Below are 18510 nucleotides of genomic sequence, written 5' to 3' on the forward strand. Positions count from 1 at the left end.
CGGAGGCTCCCTGGGGCGATCAGGGTGCCGGAGTGGCGTGACCGTACCAAAGCGCGGTCTCGCCGTAGCGCTTCGTGCGGTCCTCCACGATCCCGTCGGGCCAGGTGACCTGGCTGCGCTTGGCCGCCCGCTCGACGATCACCAGGGCGCCCGGGACCAGCCACCCGTGCGCGACCAACGCCTCCAAGTCGGCGGCCACGTCGGCGTCGGGCATCGGGTAGGGCGGGTCGGAGAACACCAGGTCGTAGGGCGCGGCCGGGGGCGTCTGGAGCATGGTGTGGACCGACGCGGCGACGACCCGGGCCCGCGAGAAGCCCAGGGTGGAGGCGTTGCGGCTGATGAGGGCGGCCGTGCGCCGGTCCTGCTCGACCATGGTCACCACGCCCGCCCCGCGCGACCAGGCCTCGAGGCCGACCGCACCGGAGCCGGCGTAGAGGTCGAGGAAGCGCAGCCCGTCGAGGGAGCCCGTGCGCGACTCGATCGCCGAGAACAACGCCTCCCGCACGCGGTCGCTCGTGGGCCGGGTCGTCGAGCCGCGCGGCGTCTCCAGACGACGACCCCCCGCCGTTCCCCCGATGATGCGCGTCATGAACCCGTCGTCAGCCCTTCTGCGTTCAACCCTTGTCCATGTAGGCCGACGCTGCGGACAGCTCGACCTCGGCGACGGCACGGGCCAGGTCAGGAGCCTGGGCGAGCGTCGGGTCCTCGGAGAGTAGCGCCTCGGCGGCGTCGCGGGCACGCACGATCGTCTTCTCGTCGCGCAGCACCCGCAGCGAGACCAGGCTCGAGCGGAAGCCCGACTGGTTGGCGCCGAGCACGTCGCCCTCGCGGCGCTGCTCGAGGTCGACGCGGCTCAGCTCGAAGCCGTCGGTGGTGGCCGCGACCGCGTCGAGCCGGTCGCGGGCGGGCGAGCCGACCTCCGCGTGGGACACCAGCAGGCACAGCCCCGGCAGGCCGCCTCGACCGACGCGTCCACGCAGCTGGTGGAGCTGGGAGACGCCGAAGCGGTCGGCGTCGAGCAGCACCATCGTGGTCGCGTTGTGCACGTCGACACCGACCTCGATCACCGTCGTGGACACGAGCACGTCGATGTCGCCGGCGGCGAAGGCGCGCATCGTGCGGTCCTTGTCGTCGGGCGGCATCCTGCCGTGGAGGACGGCGGTGCGCAGGCCGGCGAGCGGGCCGGCGGTGAGCTCGGCGTGCACCTCCTCCACCGCGGCGAGCGCCCGCTTGGGCGGGATCTCCGCGCCGTCGTCGTCGACGTCGACCTGGTCGCTCTCGCCCTCCTCGCTGGAGTCACCGGAGATGCGGGGACACACGACGTAGACCTGGTGGCCCTTCTCGACCTCCTCGCGGACGCGCTGCCACACGCGGTCGATCCAGGCCGGCTGGTCGGCCAGCGGGACGACGTTGGTCTGGATCGGGGCACGACCCGCCGGGAGCTCGGCGAGCACGGAGGTCTCCAGGTCGCCGAACACCGTCATCGCGACGGTGCGCGGGATCGGGGTCGCGGTCATCACCAGGACGTGGGGCGGGCTGCCGGCCTTGTCGGTCAGGGCCGCCCGCTGCTCGACGCCGAAGCGGTGCTGCTCGTCGACGACGACCAGGCCGAGGTCGGCGAGCTCGACGCGGTCCTCGAGCAGGGCGTGCGTGCCGATGACGATCCCGGCCTCGCCGGTGACGAGCTTGAGCATCGCCTCCTGGCGCGCGGCCTTCCCCATCGACCCCGTGAGCAGGACGACCTGGGTCGCCTCCGCGGCGCCGCCGAGCATCCCGCCCTGGGCCAGGTCGCCGAGCATCGCGGAGATCGAGCGGTGGTGCTGCTGGGCGAGCACCTCGGTGGGGGCCAGGAGCGCTGCCTGTCCGCCGGAGTCGACGACCTGGAGCATGGCGCGCACGGCGACCAGGGTCTTTCCGGAGCCGACCTCGCCCTGGAGCAGCCGGTTCATCGGGTGCTCGCGTCCGAGCTCCTCGGCCACGAGGTCGCCGATCTCGCGCTGGCCGCCGGTGAGCTCGAACGGCAGGCGCGCGTCGAAGGCTGCGAGCAACCCGTCCGCCGTGCCCGGGCGCGCCTGCGCCCCCTGCGCACGGTGCTCGGCCCGGCGGCGGGCCAGCACCAGCTGGAGCACCAGCGCCTCCTCGAAGCGGAACCGCTTCTGGGCCGCGCCGAGCTGGCTCCAGTCGTCGGGCCCGTGGATCCACCGCAGCGCCTGCATGATCGTGAGCAGGTCGAAGCGCTCCCGGAGCTCGGGGGTGAAGACGTCGGGCACGTCGGTGACGAGCTCGAGGGCGGTAGCGATGACCTTCTGGAGGTCCCAGGAGTAGAGCTTCGCGGTCAGCGGGTAGACCGGCATCAGCTTGCTCATGCTGGCGGCCTCGTCGCCGTCGAGGGCGAAGCCGTGCGGCTGCTCGAGCTGCCAGCTGCCCCGGAACTGCTTGGCCTTGCCGGTGAAGACCGCCCGGCTGCCCGGCCGGAACTCGGCCTCGTGGCGGTCCGCCTGGCCCTGGTAGGGGCTGAACAGCGTCACGGAGAAGTCGGGGCCGTCGGTGCGCAACCGGACCGTCGTACGGAACTGGCGGCGGTTGCCGCTGAAGAACGAGGCGCTCTCGCACGAGCGCACCTCGCCGACGATGGTCAGCTGCTCGCCGACGACGGGCGTGGCCACCTCGGAGAGCTCGGTGGCGGCGACGTAGCGGCGCGGGAAGTGCCGCAGCAGGTCGCCGACCGTCTCGAGTCCGAGGCCCTCCTCGGCGAGCTTGCGCTTCTTGTGGTGGGCGCCGAAGACCGCCCCGATCGGGCTGTCCGGAGTGATGGACGCCATGGCTATCGACCGCTCACTCGACGCTCACCAGCAACGGGTAGCGCGGCTGGCCTCCGTCGTGGACGGCCACGTCCACGTGCGGGTGGCGCTCCTCGACGTGGGCGGCGACCCGCTGGGCCAGCTCGACCCCGTCCTCGCCGGAGACGATCGTGACCAGCTCGCCGCCACCACCCAGCAGCCGGTCCAGGACGTCGTTCGCGACGGTCTCGAGGTCGTCGCCGACCACGGCGAAGTCGCCGGCGATGACCCCGAGCACGTCGCCGGCCTCGCAGGGACCGGCCATGGTGATGGCCTGACGGGCGGCCACGGTCACCGCGCCGTGCCGGGCGTGGCGGGCGGTCGCGGTCATCTCGCGCACGTCGGCGTCGAAGGTCCGGCCGGGCTCGTGGACCGACACGGCAGCCAGCCCCTGCACCTGCGCCTGGGTCGGGATCACCTCGACGGAGACGTCGAGCTCGGCCTCGGCCGTGCGGGCCGCGATCTCGGCGGCGCGCACCGTGTCGGCGTCGTTGGGCAGGACGACGACCTCGGCCGCGCCGCACGCCGTGATGGCCTCGAGCAGCTGCCCGGTCGAGGGTCGCTGGCCCGGCCCGCCGGCCACGACGATCGCGCCGGCCGACTCGAAGAGCTCGGCGAGGCCCGGGCCGGCGGCCACGGCGACGACCTTGCGGCCGGTGCGCGCGGACAGCCGCTGGCGGTTGCCCGCCACCTGCTCGGCGAAGTGGGTGACCCGGATGCGGTGGGGACGACCCGCGGTGATGCCGGCCTCGATCGCGGCACCGACGTCGTCGACGTGGACGTGGACGTTCCACAGCCCGTCGCCACCGACCACCACGAGGCTGTCGCCGAGCCCGGCAAGGGTCTTGCGCAGCTCCACGATCGCGGCGTCCTCCCCGTCTGCCGTGAGGTCCAGCAGGTACATCACCTCGTAGGCCGGTCCGTCCTCGGTGAGGTCGTCGCTGGGGACCGCCGCGGCCACGGGGATCTGGTGAGTGCCGATCGGTGGGGCGTACGGCATGGGGCGACGGCCGGTGGAGGCGGTCTCGACGGCGTCGAGGACCACGCAGAGCCCCCGGCCACCGGCGTCGACCACCCCGGCCTGGGCGAGCACGGGCAGCTGCTCGGGCGTCTTCGCCAGCGCCGCGCGGGCGGCCGCCGCGGCGGCGGTGAACACCTCGCGCGTCCGGGCGCCGGGGCGCTCTGCGACGGCGAGGGCCGCGTCGGACGCCGCCCGGGAGACCGTGAGGATCGTCCCCTCGACGGGCGTGCCCACCGCGGCATAGCTGGCCTCGGTGGCCTCGGCCATGGCCGCCGCGATCGTCTGCGCCGGTCGGTCCTGGAGACCGGCTCCCGCGAGGTGGTGGACGTAGGCACGGAACATCTGGCTGAGGATCACGCCGGAGTTGCCACGCGCCCCCATCAGCGTGGCGCGCGCCAGCACCGCCATCCCCTCGCCGAGGCTCAGGTCGGGGTCGGCCTGGCGGGCCGCGCGCAGCTCGTCGCGGGCGGCGGAGACGGTGAGGAACATGTTGGTGCCGGTGTCGCCGTCGGGCACCGGGTAGACGTTGAGGGCGTCGATCTCCTCACGCGCCGAGGACAGCGCGTCGGTCGCGATGTCGACGAAGCGGGCAACCCCGTCCAGGGTGATGCCGTGGGTGACGTGCTCCATCGAGTCGGTGTGCTCCCGGGTGTGCGCTGGCCGCCTGGTCGGACTGTCGAACGGGTGGATCTGCAGGGACAGGTGTAGCAACGTGTCGCGCGCCACAGGGTAGTGCCCCGGTCCGACCGTCCCTGCGATTTCATCTCGTCGCCGGTCCTCGGCTACTCTTGCGCGGTTGCCTGTTGGCGCCGTCCGGCGTCCTACGGGCTCCCATGACATCAAACCTCGAACGGATCGGAGTGCACGGTGGCTGCCGTCTGCGACATCTGCGCCAAGAAGCCGGGCTTCGGAAACAACCGTCCCTGGTCGCGCAAGATCACGAAGCGTCGCTTCAACCCCAACATCCAGCGCGTCCGGGCGACCGTGAACGGCACGCCCAAGCGCCTCAACGTCTGCACCGGCTGCCTCAAGGCCGGCAAGGTCTCCCGCTGACCTGACCCAGACTTCGTCGAAGCCCCCGTCGCACTCGCGGCGGGGGCTTCGTCATTTGCGGGCCCCGTGACGCTTTCGGTTTCCCCGCCTATGCGGGGAAACCCCGACATCAGGGGGCTTGCAAACCCCGAGATGTTCGCGACTCGCCCGCGATGTCGGCCCTGAGTCTCCAGGAGACGCAGCGTTCCGTGCCGCTCAGAAGTGGGTCCAGCCGGTCGGGCCGTCGTACTCGCCGCCGTCGACCGTGACGCCCTCGCCCTCGCGCACCTCGCCGACGACCTGCCAGCCGGGCGGCACGGAGGCGGCGTCGGGGAAGGTCGCGAGCAGCGCGTGGTCGTCTCCCCCGCCCAGGATGAACTGCAGCGGGTCGGCCCCGAGCGCGGCGCCGACGGCCTGGAGGGGCTCGGGGATCTCGAAGGCGTCACGTCGTACGTCGATCGCGACGCCGCTGGACTCCGCGATGTGCCGCGCCTCGGCGAGGAGCCCGTCGGAGACGTCGATCAGCGCGGTCGCCCCCGCCTCGGCGGCCTCCCTGCCCGCGGCGTACGGCGGCTCCGGGCGTCGGTAGGCCTCGACGAGCACGCGCGGCGAGCGGAAGCCGCGCCCGAGGACGGCGAGCCCGCCCGCGGCCCATCCCTGGCGCCCGGTCAACGCCAGCACGTCGCCCGGCTGGGCGCCGGAGCGCAGCACCGGCGACTGCGTGCACTGACCGAGCACGGTGACCGCGATCATCACCTCGCTGGCCTGGGTGATGTCGCCTCCCACCACGGTGGCGCCGACGGTCGCGCACTCCTCGGCGAAGCCGCGGGCGAAGTCGAGCGCCCACGCGACCGGGAGGTCTGCGGGCGCGGCCAGCCCGACCGTCAGGTGACGGGCGGTGCCGCCCATGGCGTTGATGTCGGAGAGGTTCTGCGCGGCGGCCCGGTGGCCGACGTCGGAGGCGCTGGCCCAGTCCCGGCGGAAGTGCCGGCCCTCGACCATGAGGTCCGTCGAGACGACCACGTGACCGTGCTTGATCCGCAGCACCGCCGCGTCGTCGCCGGGCCCGACCAGCACGTGCTCGTCACCCTCGAAGATCTCCACGAGCTGCGAGATCAGGCCGAACTCGCCTGCCTCCCCGAGCGTTGTGACTGCGTCCGTTGCCATGGCCCCATCCCACCAGACGCCGCCGGTGACCACAGTCACCCATCCCCTGTCGGGCGGGCCGCGTGGCGCGGTAGGTTGGGCCGGTCACAGCCGCTGAACGAGACCGAGGAGTCCACGATGGTCGTCCAGGCCTACATCCTGATCCAGACCGACGTCGGCAAGGCCGCCGAGGTAGCCAAGGCCATTGCCCAGGTCAGTGGCGTCACCCTTGCCGAGGACGTCACCGGTCCCTACGACGTGATCGTCCGCGCCGAGGCCAAGAACGTCGACGAGCTGGGCAAGCTCGTGGTGTCGAAGGTGCAGAACCTCGACGGCATCACCCGCACCCTGACGTGCCCGGTCGTCCACATCTGACGCAGGCACCCGACGCACACGTGCGCCTACGACGACGCCTCGGCCCCGCACCGGGCCGGGGCGTCGTCGCGTCCGCGGCCGTGTGCCTGCTGCTGGCCTCCTGTTCCTCGAGCGAGGTCCCGATCGACGAGCACGACCTCTCGGAGGCCGATCGCGCCACCTGCGAGGCCCTGGTCGACGACCTTCCCGACACGCTCGCCGGCGAGCTGCGCCGCCCCGTCGACCCGGACGACGCGCTGGGCGCCGCCTGGGGCGATCCGGCGTACGTCCTCACCTGTGGGGTGCCCGAGCCGGGCGACTACGAGCCGACGGCCGCGTGCAACGTCGTCAAGGGCGTCGGCTGGTACGTCACCGACGACCAGCTCTCCGACCTGCGCGTCGACCTGACGCCGATCGCGCTCACCCGCAGGCCCTACGTCGAGCTGCTGGTCCCCTCGCGCTACCGCACCGAGGGCATCGACCGCGCCCTCGCCGAGCTCGCGCCAGTGCTCAAGGAGCACCTCGACAAGGGTCTTTCCTGCCTGTAGCGGCCCTCAGCGCAGCCCGGTGTCACGCCGCAGCGCGAGCTGGACGAGCCGGTCCACCAGCTCGGGGTAGGACATCCCCGAGGCGGCCCAGAGCTGCGGATACATCGACGTCGGCGTGAAGCCGGGCATCGTGTTGAGCTCGTTGATCACCAGCGACCCGTCGGGCAGCACGAAGAAGTCGACGCGAGCCAGGCCCTCGCACGAGAGCGCGTCGAAGGCACGCACCGCCATCGCGCGCAGCCCCTGCTCGGTCTCGGCGGGGATGTCTGCGGGGATGTCGATCTCGGTGTGCTGGTCGGCGAGGTACTTGGCCTCGAAGTCGTAGAACTCGTGGTCGCCGCCGGTGCGGACCTCGCCCGGGCGCGAGGTCTCGGGCGGTCCCTCGAGGGTGCCGAGCACACCGCACTCCACCTCACGGGCGCCCTCCATCGACTGCTCGACCAGCACCTTGGGGTCGTGGCGGAAGGCCTCCTCGAGCGCCTCCTCGACCTCCCCTGCGTCATGCACCTTGCTGATGCCCATGCTCGACCCTGCGCGGGCCGGCTTGGCGAACGACGGGAAGCCGAGGTCCTCGACGCGGGTGCGTACGCCGACCGGGTCCTGCTCCCACTCCGTGCGGGTCACCACGATGCCGGGCGTCACCGGGAGGCCGGCCGCCTGCAGCACGACCTTCATGAACGCCTTGTCCATCCCCACCGCTGAGGCCAGCACGCCGGAGCCGACGTAGCGCACGGCCGCCATCTCGAGCATCCCCTGCAGCGTGCCGTCCTCGCCCCACGGGCCGTGCAGCAGCGGGAAGACGACGTCCACCTCGCCGATCACGGACGGGACGCGTGACGGGTCGGTCACGACGAGGTCGGTGCCGGTGGTCGCTCCCATCAGGGCGACCGGGGAGCGCTCGGCGTCGACCTCGGGGAGGTCGTTGCCGCGGATGGCGAGCCGTGCGGGCTCGTCGGCCTCCAGCACCCACCGTCCGTCGGTGGCGATCCCCACCGGCACGACGTCGTACGCCTCGCGGTCGATCGCGGCCAGGACGCTGCCAGCCGTCACGCAGGAGATCCCGTGCTCGGAGGAGCGCCCACCGAAGACGACGGCGACGCGGGGCTTGCGGGCGGTCTTGTCCTGCGAGGTCTCGTTCATCGCCTCGACCCTATCCACCTACGCTGGCGCACATGGCTGCAGACCCACCCCTCAGGCCCGGCACGATCGCCGTCCACGCCGGACGGCCCGACAGGACGCCCGACGCACCGCTCAACACGCCGATCACGATGGCCGCGACCTACGTCGCGGGTGGCGACGTGGAGTACGGCCGCTACGGCAACCCGACGTGGACCGCGCTCGAGGACGCCCTCGGCGAGCTCGAGGGCGGTCGCTGCCTGGTCTTCGCCTCCGGTCTCGCGGCCGTCGCGACGGTGCTCGACCTCGTCGGCGCCGACGGCAAGGTCGTCGTGCCCCGGCACGCCTACACCGGCACGATCATGCAGCTCGCCGACCTCGAGTCCCGTGGCCGGCTGAAGGCGGACCTCGTCGACATCACCGACACCGACGCCGTGGTCGCAGCGTGTGCCGACGCCGCCCTCGTGTGGCTGGAGTCACCCACCAACCCGGCCCTCGAGGTCGCCGACATCGCGACCATCACCGCCGCCGCCCACGAGGCCGGTGCCTACGTCGTGGTCGACAACACCTTCGCCACTCCCCTGCTCCAGCGCCCGCTCGAGGACGGCGTCGACCTCGTCGTGCACTCCGCGACGAAGTACCTCGCCGGCCACTCCGACGTGCAGATGGGCGCGATCGTCACGCGCGACGAGGAGCTGCTCGGCGTGCTGAAGGGACGTCGCGACCTCGTCGGTGCCATCCCCGGGCCGTTCGAGGCGTGGCTGACGCTGCGCGGCCTGCGGACCCTGCACCTGCGCGTCGAGCGCGCGCAGGCCAACGCCCAGGAGCTCGTACGCCGCCTCGGCGAGCACCCTGCGCTGTCAGAGGTCCGCTACCCGGGCTTCGGCGGCATCGTCAGCATCGTGCTCGCCCAGGGCGAGATGGCCGCCGACCTGCTCAGCCGCAAGACCCGGCTGTGGGTGCACGCGACGTCGCTCGGCGGGGTCGAGTCGACCCTCGAGCGCCGCCGGCGCTGGAAGGCCGAGGCTGCGACGATCCCCGACGGGCTCGTCCGCCTCTCGGTCGGCGTCGAGGACGTCGAGGACCTCTGGGACGACCTGCGCGCCGCGCTGGACGGCTGCGTCGGCTGACGGACCGGCGTCGGACGTCATGAGGACTGCGGGTTCGCACCCGCAGGCCTCATGACGCTGGGCTGCCTCAGTCCATCTCCGACTTGGTGTCGCGGGCGATGAAGGAGTTCATCATGTCCAGCGCGGTCATCTTGCCGTCGACGACGGCGTCGACCGCCTCGGCGATCGGGGCGTCGACGCCCTCGCGGCGGGCGAGGGCGAGCAGCGACTTGCAGGACTTGGCGCCCTCGGCGACCTGGCGGGTGGAGGCGTAGATCTCCTCGGTCGTCATGCCCTGCCCGAGGCGCTCGCCGAAGGTGCGGTTGCGCGAGAGCGGGGAGGAGCAGGTGGCGACGAGGTCGCCGAGCCCGGCCAGGCCCATCAGGGTCAGCGGGTTGGCGCCCTGCGCGACCGCGAGCCGTGCGGTCTCGGCGAGGCCGCGGGTGATGACGGAGGCCGTGGTGTTGTCGCCGAAGCCGAGGCCGACGGCCATGCCGACCGCGAGGCCGACGACGTTCTTGTAGGCGCCACCGATCTCGCAGCCGAGGACGTCGACGGAGGTGTAGGGCCGGAAGGACGGCCCGTGGGTGATGGCCTGGATCTGCTTGGCACGGTCCTCGTCGAGGCACGCGACGACCGAGGCGGCCGGCTCGCGGCGCGCGATCTCGCGGGCGAGGTTGGGACCGCTGAGCACGGCGATCCGCTGGGCCGACGCGTCGGTGACCTCCTGGATCACCTCGCTCATCCGCATCAAGGACCCGAGCTCGACGCCCTTCATCAGCGAGACCAGGGTCGCGTCGGGCGGCAGGATCGGCGCCCATGCCGTGAGGTTCTCGCGCAGGCTCTGCGACGGCACGGTCAGCACCACCACGTCCGCGCCGGCAGCGACCTGCTCGGGATCGGTGGACGCGCTGATCGACGGCGGGAGCTCGATGCCGGGCAGGTAGTCGGTGTTCTCCCGTCGGTCGTTGATGGCCTCGACGACCTCGTCACGGCGCGCCCACAGGGTCACGTCGTTGCCCGCGTCGGCCAGCACCAACGAGAACGCGGTGCCCCATGATCCGGCGCTGAATACGGCGATCTTGCTCATCGGCTGGGCTTCCTCTTCCTGGTCCGGCGGGTGCGGCGGGCTACGTCGTGGGGGTTGCCGATCTCGCGCACGCCCCTGGCGCGCGGGTCGAAACGCTCGGCGGGCGGTGTCTCACCTCGCAGGTCGGCGACGATCGCGGTGATCGCGTCCATGATCCGGTCGGTGGCCTGGGCGGTCGTCTCGGGACCCTGCGGCATCGCGAGCAGGTCGTCGAGCTGCACCGGGTCGCCCGCCTTCATCACGATGTTCTTCCGCGGCACCAGCAGGGGCTTCTTCGTGTACGGCGGGAGGACCTCGTGCGCGCCCCACTGGCCGACGGGGATCACCGGACACCCGGTGGCGAGGGCGATGCGGGCCGCCCCGGTCTTGCCCTTCATCGGCCAGAGGTCCGGGTCGCGGGTCAGCGTGCCCTCGGGGTAGATGACGATGCACTCGCCCTCGGCGATGGCCTTCACCGCGGCGTCGTACGCACCGATCGCGTTGCGGCTCAACCGCTCGACGGGGATCTGGCCGGCCGAGCTGAGGAATCCCCCGAGGTACTTGTTGGTGAACAGGCCGGACTTGGCGAGGTAGCGCGGCAGCCGGCCGTGGTCGTAGACGAAGTGCGCCGAGAGCAGCGGGTCGACGTGGGAGATGTGGTTGAGGACGACGATGCAGCCGCCGGTCGCCGGGATCTTCTCCCCGTCGATCCAGGTGCGCGACGTCGCGGCGAGCAACGTGGGCTTCAGGATGCCCGCAGCGACCGTCATCGCCCAGCCGCGGTTCTGCTCCAGCTTCCTGACGCGCACCCCGTCGTCCCCTCATGCTCGCGGGCCCGGCCCGGACGCGCCCTGCGTCGCGAGCAGGCTACTCGGTCCCCCGTGCCCCGGACCGCCTCCGCCGCGCAGGTCTCGGGTGGGAGGATCGTCGCGATGTCCACGCCCCCGCCTGCCCTGCGATGCGCTGTCGTCGTACCCGTCAAGCCGCCTGCGTTCGGCAAGTCCCGGCTCGTCGGCCTCACCGACGAGCAGCGTTGTGACCTCGCCGAGGCCTTCGCCCTCGACACCGTGCAGGCAGCGTCCTCCACACCGGGCGTCGACGCGGTCCTCGTCGTCACCGATGACTTCCGGCTCGCGGCGGCGATGCGCTCGCTCGGCTGCGAGGTCATGCCGGACGGCGCGAGCGACGACCTCAACGCGACGCTCGTGCAGGGGGCGGCAGAGGTCGTACGCCGTTGGCCCGACGCCGTGCCCGTCGCACTGTGCGCGGACCTTCCCTGCCTGCGTCCGATCGAGCTCGCCATGGTCCTGCAGGAGGTCGTCGCCCAGGTGGCCGCCGGCCGCGCGGCGTTCGTGCGCGACCGTGCCGGGGTGGGGACGACGTTGTACGCCGCTCCTCCCGACCGCTTCGACCCGGGCTTCGGCTTCGAGTCCGCGGCCCGGCACGCAACCGCCGGCGCCGTCGAGGTGGGCAGCACCGCCACCACCGTGCGCACCGACGTCGACGACCTCGTCGACCTCGACGCCGCACTGGACGCCGGCGTCGGGCCCCACACCGCCCGCGCATGCGAAGGGCGGGCCACCCCACTGGGGTGACCCGCCCATCAGCTCCGGCCTGTCGCCGGACGATGCTGCTGCGTCAGGACTTCTTCGCGGTCTTCTTGGCCGGAGCCCTTTTCGCGGGAGCCTTCTTGGCAGCGGTCTTCTTGGCAGGTGCGGTCTTCTTGGCAGCCGTGGTCTTGGCCGCGGTCTTCTTGGCAGGAGCGGTCTTCTTGGCAGCCGTGGTCTTCGAGGCCGTGGTCTTCGCCGGCGCAGACTTCTTGGCCGCGGTCTTCTTGGCAGGAGCGGCCTTGGTGGCGGTCTTCTTGGCGGGAGCCGACTTCTTGGCCGCGGTCTTGGAGGCCGTGGCCTTCGACGCGGTCGACTTCGACGCGGTGGTCGTCGTCCTGGCAGGGGCCTTCTTCGCAGTCGCGCCGGCGACGACACCGGCGACAGCACGTACGCCGGGCGGCTTGGGCATCGTCGCCGCGGTCAGCTTCGGCAGCTTCTTGGCGCCGGAGATGACGTCCTTGAGCTCCTTGCCGGCGGAGAACTTGGGCACGGACTTCTTCTTGGACTTGATCCGCTCACCCGTCTGCGGGTTGCGGACCCACCGCGCGTTGCGCACGGCCTTCTCGAACGAGCCGAAGCCGGTGATCGCGACCTTCTCGCCCTTGGCGACCTCGCGCGTGATGGTGTCGAGGACCGACTCCAGTGCGTGGGCCGCCTGCTTGCGGTTCCCCTCGTAACGCGCGGCGAGCGCGTCGATGAGCTCTGACTTGTTCACTAGCTTCCCTTCCAATGAACCCTGGAAGCCGAGCTCGTGCTCGGCCCTCTGCGAGGCACGCTAGGCACATGGAAGGGTGAGGACAATCACCATCGCCCTTATTTGTGGGGGTTTTTTCAGAGGGTGACGGGCTTCCAGCTCGGTCGCCCGGCCTCGAAGGAAGCGATGTCGTCGTCGTGGCCGAGTGTGATCCCGATGTCGTCGAGGCCCTCCAGCAGACGCCAACGCGTGTAGTCGTCGATGTCGAAGGAGTCCTCGACCGCGTCGTCGCCGGCACCCGCACGGATGGTGCGGCTCTCCAGGTCGACGGTGATCTCGCCACCCGGGTTGTCGTCGAGCCAGTCCCACAGGCGCTGCACGACCTTCTCGTCGACCTGCGCCGCGAGGAGCCCGGCCTTGCCGGAGTTGCCGCGGAAGATGTCGGCGAAGCGCGAGGAGATGACGACCTTGAAACCGTAGTTCTGCAAGGCCCACACGGCGTGCTCGCGTGAGCTGCCGGTGCCGAAGTCAGGACCTGCGACGAGCACCGAGCCCTCGGCGTACGTCGGGTTGTTGAGGACGAAGTCCGGGTCGTTGCGCCAGGCCGCGAAGAGGCCGTCCTCGAAGCCCGTGCGGGTCACGCGCTTGAGGTAGACCGCCGGGATGATCTGGTCGGTGTCGACGTTGCTGCGGCGCAGCGGGACGCCGACTCCGGTGTGGGTGGTGAACGAGTCCATGTCAGACCTCCTGCAGGTCGGCGGGGCTGGAGAGGGTGCCGCGGACCGCAGTCGCGGCCGCGACCGGGACGGACACGAGGTGCGTACGACCGCCCTTGCCCTGCCGGCCCTCGAAGTTGCGGTTGGACGTGGACGCGCTGCGCTCACCGGGAGCGAGCTGGTCGGGGTTCATGCCCAGGCACATCGAGCAGCCGGCACCGCGCCACTCGGCACCGGCGGCGATGAAGACCTTGTCGAGCCCCTCGGCCTCGGCCTGCAGACGTACGCGCACCGAGCCGGGGACGACCAGCAGGCGGGTGTCAGCGGCGACGTGGCGCCCCTCGAGGATCGAGGCAGCGAGGCGCAGGTCCTCGATGCGGCCGTTGGTGCACGAGCCGACGAAGACGGTGTCGACCTTGACCTCGCGCAGCGGGGTGCCGGCCTCGAGACCCATGTACTGCAGGGCCTTCTCGGTCGCGACCTTGTCGTTGGGCTCGTCGAAGTCGTCGGGGCTCGGGACGTTGGCACCCAGGGGCGCGCCCTGGCCGGGGTTGGTGCCCCAGGTGACGAACGGCGTCATCGTGGACGCGTCGAGCTCGATCTCCTTGTCGAAGACGGCGTCGTCGTCGGTGCGCAGCGTCTTCCAGTGGGCGACGGCCGCGTCCCAGTCGGCGCCCTTCGGCGCCTCGGGCTTGCCCTCGATGTAGTCGAAGGTCGTCTGGTCGGGCGCGATGAGGCCGGCCTTGGCGCCCCACTCGATCGACATGTTGCACACGGTCATCCGGCCCTCCATCGAGAGCTCCTCGATGGCCTGGCCGCGGTACTCGACGATGTAGCCCTGGCCACCTCCGGTGCCGGTGTGCGTGATGAGGGTGAGGACGAGGTCCTTGGCGGTGACGCCCTCGGGCAGGCTGCCGTTGACGGTGACGGCCATCGTCTTGGGCCGCGCCTGCGTCAGGGTCTGGGTGGCGAGCACGTGCTCGACCTCGGAGGTGCCGATGCCGAAGGCGATCGCACCGAAGGCGCCGTGGGTCGAGGTGTGCGAGTCACCGCACACGATCGTCATGCCGGGCTGGGTGAGGCCGAGCTGAGGGCCGACGACGTGCACGATCCCCTGCTCGACGTCGCCGAGCGGGTGGAGGCGCACGCCGAAGTCGGCGGCGTTCTTGCGCAGGGTCTCGACCTGCGTGCGGCTCACCGGGTCGGCGATCGGCTTGTCCCAGTCGACCGTGGGGACGTTGTGGTCCTCGGTCGCCAGGGTCAGGTCGGGGCGGCGCACGGTGCGGTTGGCCAGGCGCAGGCCGTCGAACGCCTGCGGGGAGGTCACCTCGTGGAGGAGGTGGAGGTCGATGAAGAGGAGATCGGGCTCACCGGGCGCGCTGCGGACGACGTGCTCGTCCCAGACCTTCTCCGACAGGGTCTTGCCCATGACACAACTCCTTCACTTTCCTCACGTGCTGCGGTGGAACGACGTTACATCTTGCATCCCACTCCCTGAGATGAGAATATCGGAATATGGACAACGGATCTGGCGTCGGCGTACTCGACAAGGCCGCCCTCGTGCTCGCCGCCCTCGAGGCCGGACCAGCCACCCTGGCCGGTCTCGTGGCCGGCACGGGGCTGGCCCGCCCCACCGCCCATCGTCTCGCAGTGGCGCTCGAGCACCACCGTCTCGTCGCGCGCGACATGCAGGGCCGCTTCGTGCTCGGCCCGCGCCTCGCCGAGCTCTCCGCGGCCGCCGGCGAGGACCGTCTCCTCGCCGCCGCCGGCCCGGTCCTGGCCCGCCTGCGCGACATCACCGGCGAGTCCGCCCAGCTGTGGCGCCGGCAGGGCGAGCACCGGGTCTGCGTCGCCGCGGCCGAGCGCCCGTCGGGCCTACGCGACACCATCCCCGTCGGCTCGCAGCTCACCATGAACGCCGGCTCCGCCGCGCAGATCCTCCTCGCGTGGGAGGACCCCGAGCGGATGCACCGCGGCCTGCAGAACGCCGCCTTCTCCGCCACCGCGCTCTCCGGCATCCGTCGTCGCGGCTGGGCGCAGTCCGTCGGCGAGCGCGAGCAGGGCGTCGCGTCGGTGTCCGCACCGGTGCGCTCCCCCGGCGGCAAGGTCATCGCCGCGGTGTCCGTCTCCGGCCCGCTCGAGCGGCTCTCCCGCCAGCCTGGCCGGATGCACGCACCCGCCGTGCTCGCCGCGGCCGACCGGCTCTCGGAGTCGCTGCGCCGCGCAGCTTCTGAGTAGCGCTCGCCGCGCTGCACCTTTGACGGTGGCGGCATACGACGCCCGCGTGCCGAGGGTGGCGGCGTACGACAACCGCGCCGGCCGTTTCGCCGTCGTATGCCGCCACACTCACGCCCAGCACTGTCGTATGCCGCCACCCGACACGACGCACCCGACCCGGGCGGCGTATGACAACCGCCTGTCCGACCCTGGCGGCGTACGACAACCGCCTGTCCGACCCTGGCGGCACACGACAACCGCGCAGACCGTTTCGCCGTCGTATGCCGCCACCCCCACGCCCGTCGCCGTCCTATGCCGCCACCCTCACGCCCGGCCCTGTCGTATGCCGCCACCCCCACGCGGCGCACCCGACCCTGGCGGCGTACGACAACCGCGCCGGCCGTTTCGCCGTCGTATGCCGCCAGGGTGGACCGGCCCGGGTGGTGACGCACAGCTCCACTCGAGCACCTGCTGCGTTTCGCTGACGTCGGTCAGATCCCGGTGGGAGTATCCGGGCACGGGCCGCGATCTCCCCGGCCCCACCCCCGGAGGTCGCCATGCCCCGCAACCAGACCGTGCCCGTCCGTCGCCTCGCGCTCGCGTGTGCCACCGCCGTCGCACTCCTCGTCCCGCCAGCGGCGGCAGGGCCTGTCCTCGCCGCCGCGGCCCCGGGCGCGTCCACCCACGCCCGGGGCGAGGCGCGCGGCGGAACGCTCAAGGTGAAGGTGGCCGCGCTTCCCGGCGATCGCAGGGTCGTCGTGCGTGGTCCCCACCACTTCAAGCGCGTGCTGACACGCACGACGGTCCTGCGCGGCCTCGCGCCGGGTCGCTACAAGGTGAAGGCAGCCACGGTGCGCACCGACGACTGGGTGGCCCACTCCGAGGTCAGGAAGCCCCGCATCAAGGTCCGCGCCGGGCGGACCTCCGTCGCGAGGGTCGCCTACCCGACCGTGATCTCGAGTGCGGCCAAGGTGCTCAAGGCCCGTGACATCCAGGACTTCACCGCACCCAGCGCCAGCGACGCGACCGGGACGATCACGCTCTCCCGCAGGGCACCGGAGGGAGCGGTCCTCGCCGCCGGCGTGACACCCGAGACGCCGTACGGCGCCCTCGTGGCCGTGCTGTCGGCGAGGAGGACGGCCGGCGGCTGGGAGCACACCGTCCGGATCGCCGGGATCCAGGAGGCCGTGCTGCGCGGCGAGTACGACGTACCGATCGACACGACCGTCCCGATCCAGGGCCGCCTCGGGGCCGCAGCCTCCCTGCGCGGCGGCGGCTCCACGTCCTCCGGCTGCGCCGGCTCGATGGAGGCGGGCGCCGAGCTCACCGGGGATGCCAACCTCAACGGGTCCTTCAGCGGCGGCGTCGCCGACTGGAAGTGGTACAAGCCGTGGAAGGCCAACCCCTACGTCCAGATGGGGATGTCGATCGACGCGACCGTCAACGCGCGCGCGTGGGCCAAGGGCAAGGGCACCTGCACCACGGGCGAGAAGAGCGTCTACAACCAGAACCTCACGGTCATCGCGTTCGCGATCGGCCCCATCCCGGTGGTCCTGGTGCCACACCTCGGCATCGACGCGGGCGCGAGCATCACCGCCAGCGGCCGCCTCGAGCTCGCCGGCGGCGTACGGGCCGACGCCGGCGCCACCATCCGGGTCAGCCTCAGGAAGGCTCCCGAGCTCACCGGCTCCGGGCCGTCGCTCGACGGGTGGAGCTCGTTCGACATGAAGGCGAGCGCGGCCGCCGAGGCCCATGTCACCGGCCGGCTGACGATCCTGGCCTACGGCGTGGCCGGCCCCTATGCCCAGGCCCGCGTCGCGGTCATCGGGAACGCCGACTCCGCGGCCAACCCGTGGTGGCACATCGACGCGGAGGGATCGGCCGCGGCCGGGGTCCGGGTCGGCAACCTGTGCTTCTCCTTCCTCGGCTGCCTCAAGCTCGAAGCCGGCAAGGAGCTCGTCAAGCAGACGTGGCGGCTGGCCCAGGCCGACGGCCCCCGACCGAAGGCGGTGGAACAAGCCCACGTCCTCGAGGGCCTCAACGCCACGGTGAACCCCAACGTCCGCACACCCTTCCCCGACGCCGTCGCCAGCAACTGGTTCGTTCCCGGCTACACGATGACGACCGGCCTCGCGACGCAGCTGCCGGGAGCGGTGGGCGAGGTGGCGAGCTTCGTCCGCGAGGATCCACCGGACACCTACGGCAACTACGTCGACGACGTCGTCAGGACCGACCTCGAGGTCACCCCCGAGCTCAACCGCCTGCGCATCCCCTGGATCTTCGGCACCGAGGAGTCACCCGACTTCAAGGACATCGGCGCGGTCTGGGTCAACGGCGTCCTGTGCGGCGAGGTGCGGTCCAACGACGCAACCGTCGTCAACACGGGCCAGCTCGCCACCCGTTACGACCGGGTCACGCCCCAGATGTACTGCGACGTGGCGGTGACGCCGCGCGTGCCGGTCAAGATCCAGGTCGTCGTGGCCGAGTCCCCCGGCGGCTTGCTCGACAGCGCGATCGTCATCGGCGAGGGCGGCATCTCCAGCTACCAGGGGTGATCAGAAGAGCGCGTCCTGCTCCAGCTCGAGCAGCTGCTGCTTGCGCTCCAGCCCGCCGGCGTACCCGGTGAGCGTGCCGTTGGCGCCGATGACCCGGTGGCACGGCACCACGATCGGGATGGGGTTGCGCCCGTTGGCCAGGCCGACCGCGCGGGAGGCCGCGTTGGTCATGCCGAGGCGTCCGGCGATCGCGCCGTAGGACGCTGTCTCGCCGTAGGCGATCTTCTCGAGCTGCTCCCACACGCGGCGCTGGAACTCGGTTCCGACCGGAGCGAGCGGGAGGTCGAAGTCGGTGAGCTCGCGGGCGAAGTACGCCGTCAGCTGGCGCACCGCCTCGGCCAGCACCGGCTCCTCGTCCGAGCGCGCACCGAGCGGACGACCGTCGGCCGGCTGGCGGAACGGGGAGAACTCGATCGCGACGATGGCGCCGTCGCGCTCGACGATCCGCAGGTCGCCGATCGGTGAGGGCATCACGGTCCACAT

General features: G+C 71.9%; 18 protein-coding genes. 7 read left to right on the plus strand and 11 right to left on the minus strand.

The annotated features are described in order from the left end of the window. Window positions 1-19: 19 nt before the first annotated feature. The 3 genes from rsmD to ACS3YM_RS11240 are packed head-to-tail and all read right to left on the minus strand — an operon-like array spanning window position 20 to window position 4491. Window positions 20-589, minus strand: a complete 570-nt coding sequence (rsmD, locus tag ACS3YM_RS11230) for a 16S rRNA (guanine(966)-N(2))-methyltransferase RsmD (RefSeq protein WP_439936525.1) — start codon at window positions 587-589, stop codon at window positions 20-22. Window positions 590-614: 25 nt separating this feature from the next. Further along, on the minus strand, window positions 615-2822 hold the full coding sequence (locus ACS3YM_RS11235) for an ATP-dependent DNA helicase RecG (RefSeq protein WP_439936526.1): 2208 nt from the start codon (window positions 2820-2822) through the stop codon (window positions 615-617). Between the two features lie 13 nt (window positions 2823-2835). Continuing rightward, entirely contained in the window at window positions 2836-4491 is a 1656-nt protein-coding gene (locus ACS3YM_RS11240) for a DAK2 domain-containing protein (protein WP_439936527.1), read from the minus strand. A gap of 237 nt (window positions 4492-4728) precedes the next feature. Between ACS3YM_RS11240 and rpmB the strand changes: the two genes are divergently transcribed. Beyond that, entirely contained in the window at window positions 4729-4914 is a 186-nt protein-coding gene (gene rpmB, locus ACS3YM_RS11245) for a 50S ribosomal protein L28 (protein WP_056602600.1), read from the plus strand. A gap of 195 nt (window positions 4915-5109) precedes the next feature. On the opposite strand, the gene ACS3YM_RS11250 is transcribed toward rpmB, so the two are convergent. Continuing rightward, complete coding sequence (locus ACS3YM_RS11250; protein WP_439936528.1) at window positions 5110-6060, minus strand: thiamine-phosphate kinase; 951 nt, start codon at window positions 6058-6060, stop codon at window positions 5110-5112. A gap of 117 nt (window positions 6061-6177) precedes the next feature. On the opposite strand from ACS3YM_RS11250, the gene ACS3YM_RS11255 reads away from it, so the two are divergent. Further along, entirely contained in the window at window positions 6178-6414 is a 237-nt protein-coding gene (locus ACS3YM_RS11255) for an Lrp/AsnC family transcriptional regulator (protein ID WP_091196254.1), read from the plus strand. Between the two features lie 20 nt (window positions 6415-6434). Continuing rightward, complete coding sequence (locus ACS3YM_RS11260) at window positions 6435-6941, plus strand: DUF3515 domain-containing protein (RefSeq protein ID WP_439936529.1); 507 nt, start codon at window positions 6435-6437, stop codon at window positions 6939-6941. Between the two features lie 6 nt (window positions 6942-6947). On the opposite strand, the gene ACS3YM_RS11265 is transcribed toward ACS3YM_RS11260, so the two are convergent. Further along, complete coding sequence (locus ACS3YM_RS11265; protein WP_439936530.1) at window positions 6948-8081, minus strand: D-alanine--D-alanine ligase family protein; 1134 nt, start codon at window positions 8079-8081, stop codon at window positions 6948-6950. A gap of 32 nt (window positions 8082-8113) precedes the next feature. Between ACS3YM_RS11265 and ACS3YM_RS11270 the strand changes: the two genes are divergently transcribed. Then, a complete protein-coding gene (locus tag ACS3YM_RS11270; RefSeq protein WP_439936531.1) occupies window positions 8114-9187 on the plus strand; it encodes a trans-sulfuration enzyme family protein in 1074 nt (357 codons plus the stop codon). Between the two features lie 67 nt (window positions 9188-9254). Here ACS3YM_RS11270 and ACS3YM_RS11275 read toward each other — a convergent pair whose 3' ends face one another. Then, a complete protein-coding gene (locus ACS3YM_RS11275; protein WP_439936532.1) occupies window positions 9255-10256 on the minus strand; it encodes an NAD(P)H-dependent glycerol-3-phosphate dehydrogenase in 1002 nt (333 codons plus the stop codon). Next, entirely contained in the window at window positions 10253-11044 is a 792-nt protein-coding gene (locus ACS3YM_RS11280; protein ID WP_439936533.1) for a lysophospholipid acyltransferase family protein, read from the minus strand. The genes ACS3YM_RS11275 and ACS3YM_RS11280 overlap by 4 nt, the downstream gene beginning before the upstream one ends. Before the next feature lie 123 nt (window positions 11045-11167). Here ACS3YM_RS11280 and cofC point away from each other — a divergent pair, with 123 nt between their 5' ends. Further along, a complete protein-coding gene (cofC, locus tag ACS3YM_RS11285) occupies window positions 11168-11830 on the plus strand; it encodes a 2-phospho-L-lactate guanylyltransferase (protein ID WP_439936534.1) in 663 nt (220 codons plus the stop codon). Between the two features lie 43 nt (window positions 11831-11873). Here cofC and ACS3YM_RS11290 read toward each other — a convergent pair whose 3' ends face one another. The 3 genes from ACS3YM_RS11290 to leuC all read right to left on the minus strand — a co-directional run bounded on the left by ACS3YM_RS11290 (window position 11874) and on the right by leuC (window position 14684). Continuing rightward, entirely contained in the window at window positions 11874-12560 is a 687-nt protein-coding gene (locus ACS3YM_RS11290) for an HU family DNA-binding protein (RefSeq protein ID WP_439936535.1), read from the minus strand. A gap of 116 nt (window positions 12561-12676) precedes the next feature. After that, window positions 12677-13276: a 3-isopropylmalate dehydratase small subunit gene (leuD, locus tag ACS3YM_RS11295; RefSeq protein ID WP_439936536.1), complete on the minus strand. Its 600-nt coding sequence runs from the start codon at window positions 13274-13276 to the stop codon at window positions 12677-12679. Window position 13277: 1 nt separating this feature from the next. Beyond that, on the minus strand, window positions 13278-14684 hold the full coding sequence (gene leuC, locus ACS3YM_RS11300; protein ID WP_439936537.1) for a 3-isopropylmalate dehydratase large subunit: 1407 nt from the start codon (window positions 14682-14684) through the stop codon (window positions 13278-13280). An 86-nt stretch (window positions 14685-14770) separates the two neighbouring features. Between leuC and ACS3YM_RS11305 the strand changes: the two genes are divergently transcribed. Then, window positions 14771-15493, plus strand: a complete 723-nt coding sequence (locus tag ACS3YM_RS11305; protein WP_254180240.1) for an IclR family transcriptional regulator — start codon at window positions 14771-14773, stop codon at window positions 15491-15493. 536 nt (window positions 15494-16029) lie between these two features. After that, a complete protein-coding gene (locus ACS3YM_RS11310; protein WP_439936538.1) occupies window positions 16030-18027 on the plus strand; it encodes a hypothetical protein in 1998 nt (665 codons plus the stop codon). Here the strand turns inward: ACS3YM_RS11310 and ACS3YM_RS11315 are convergent, their stop codons facing one another. Continuing rightward, a complete protein-coding gene (locus ACS3YM_RS11315; protein ID WP_439936539.1) occupies window positions 18028-18510 on the minus strand; it encodes a methylated-DNA--[protein]-cysteine S-methyltransferase in 483 nt (160 codons plus the stop codon).

Source organism: Nocardioides sp. N13(2025), assembly GCF_051912545.1.
Taxonomy (GTDB): domain Bacteria; phylum Actinomycetota; class Actinomycetes; order Propionibacteriales; family Nocardioidaceae; genus Nocardioides.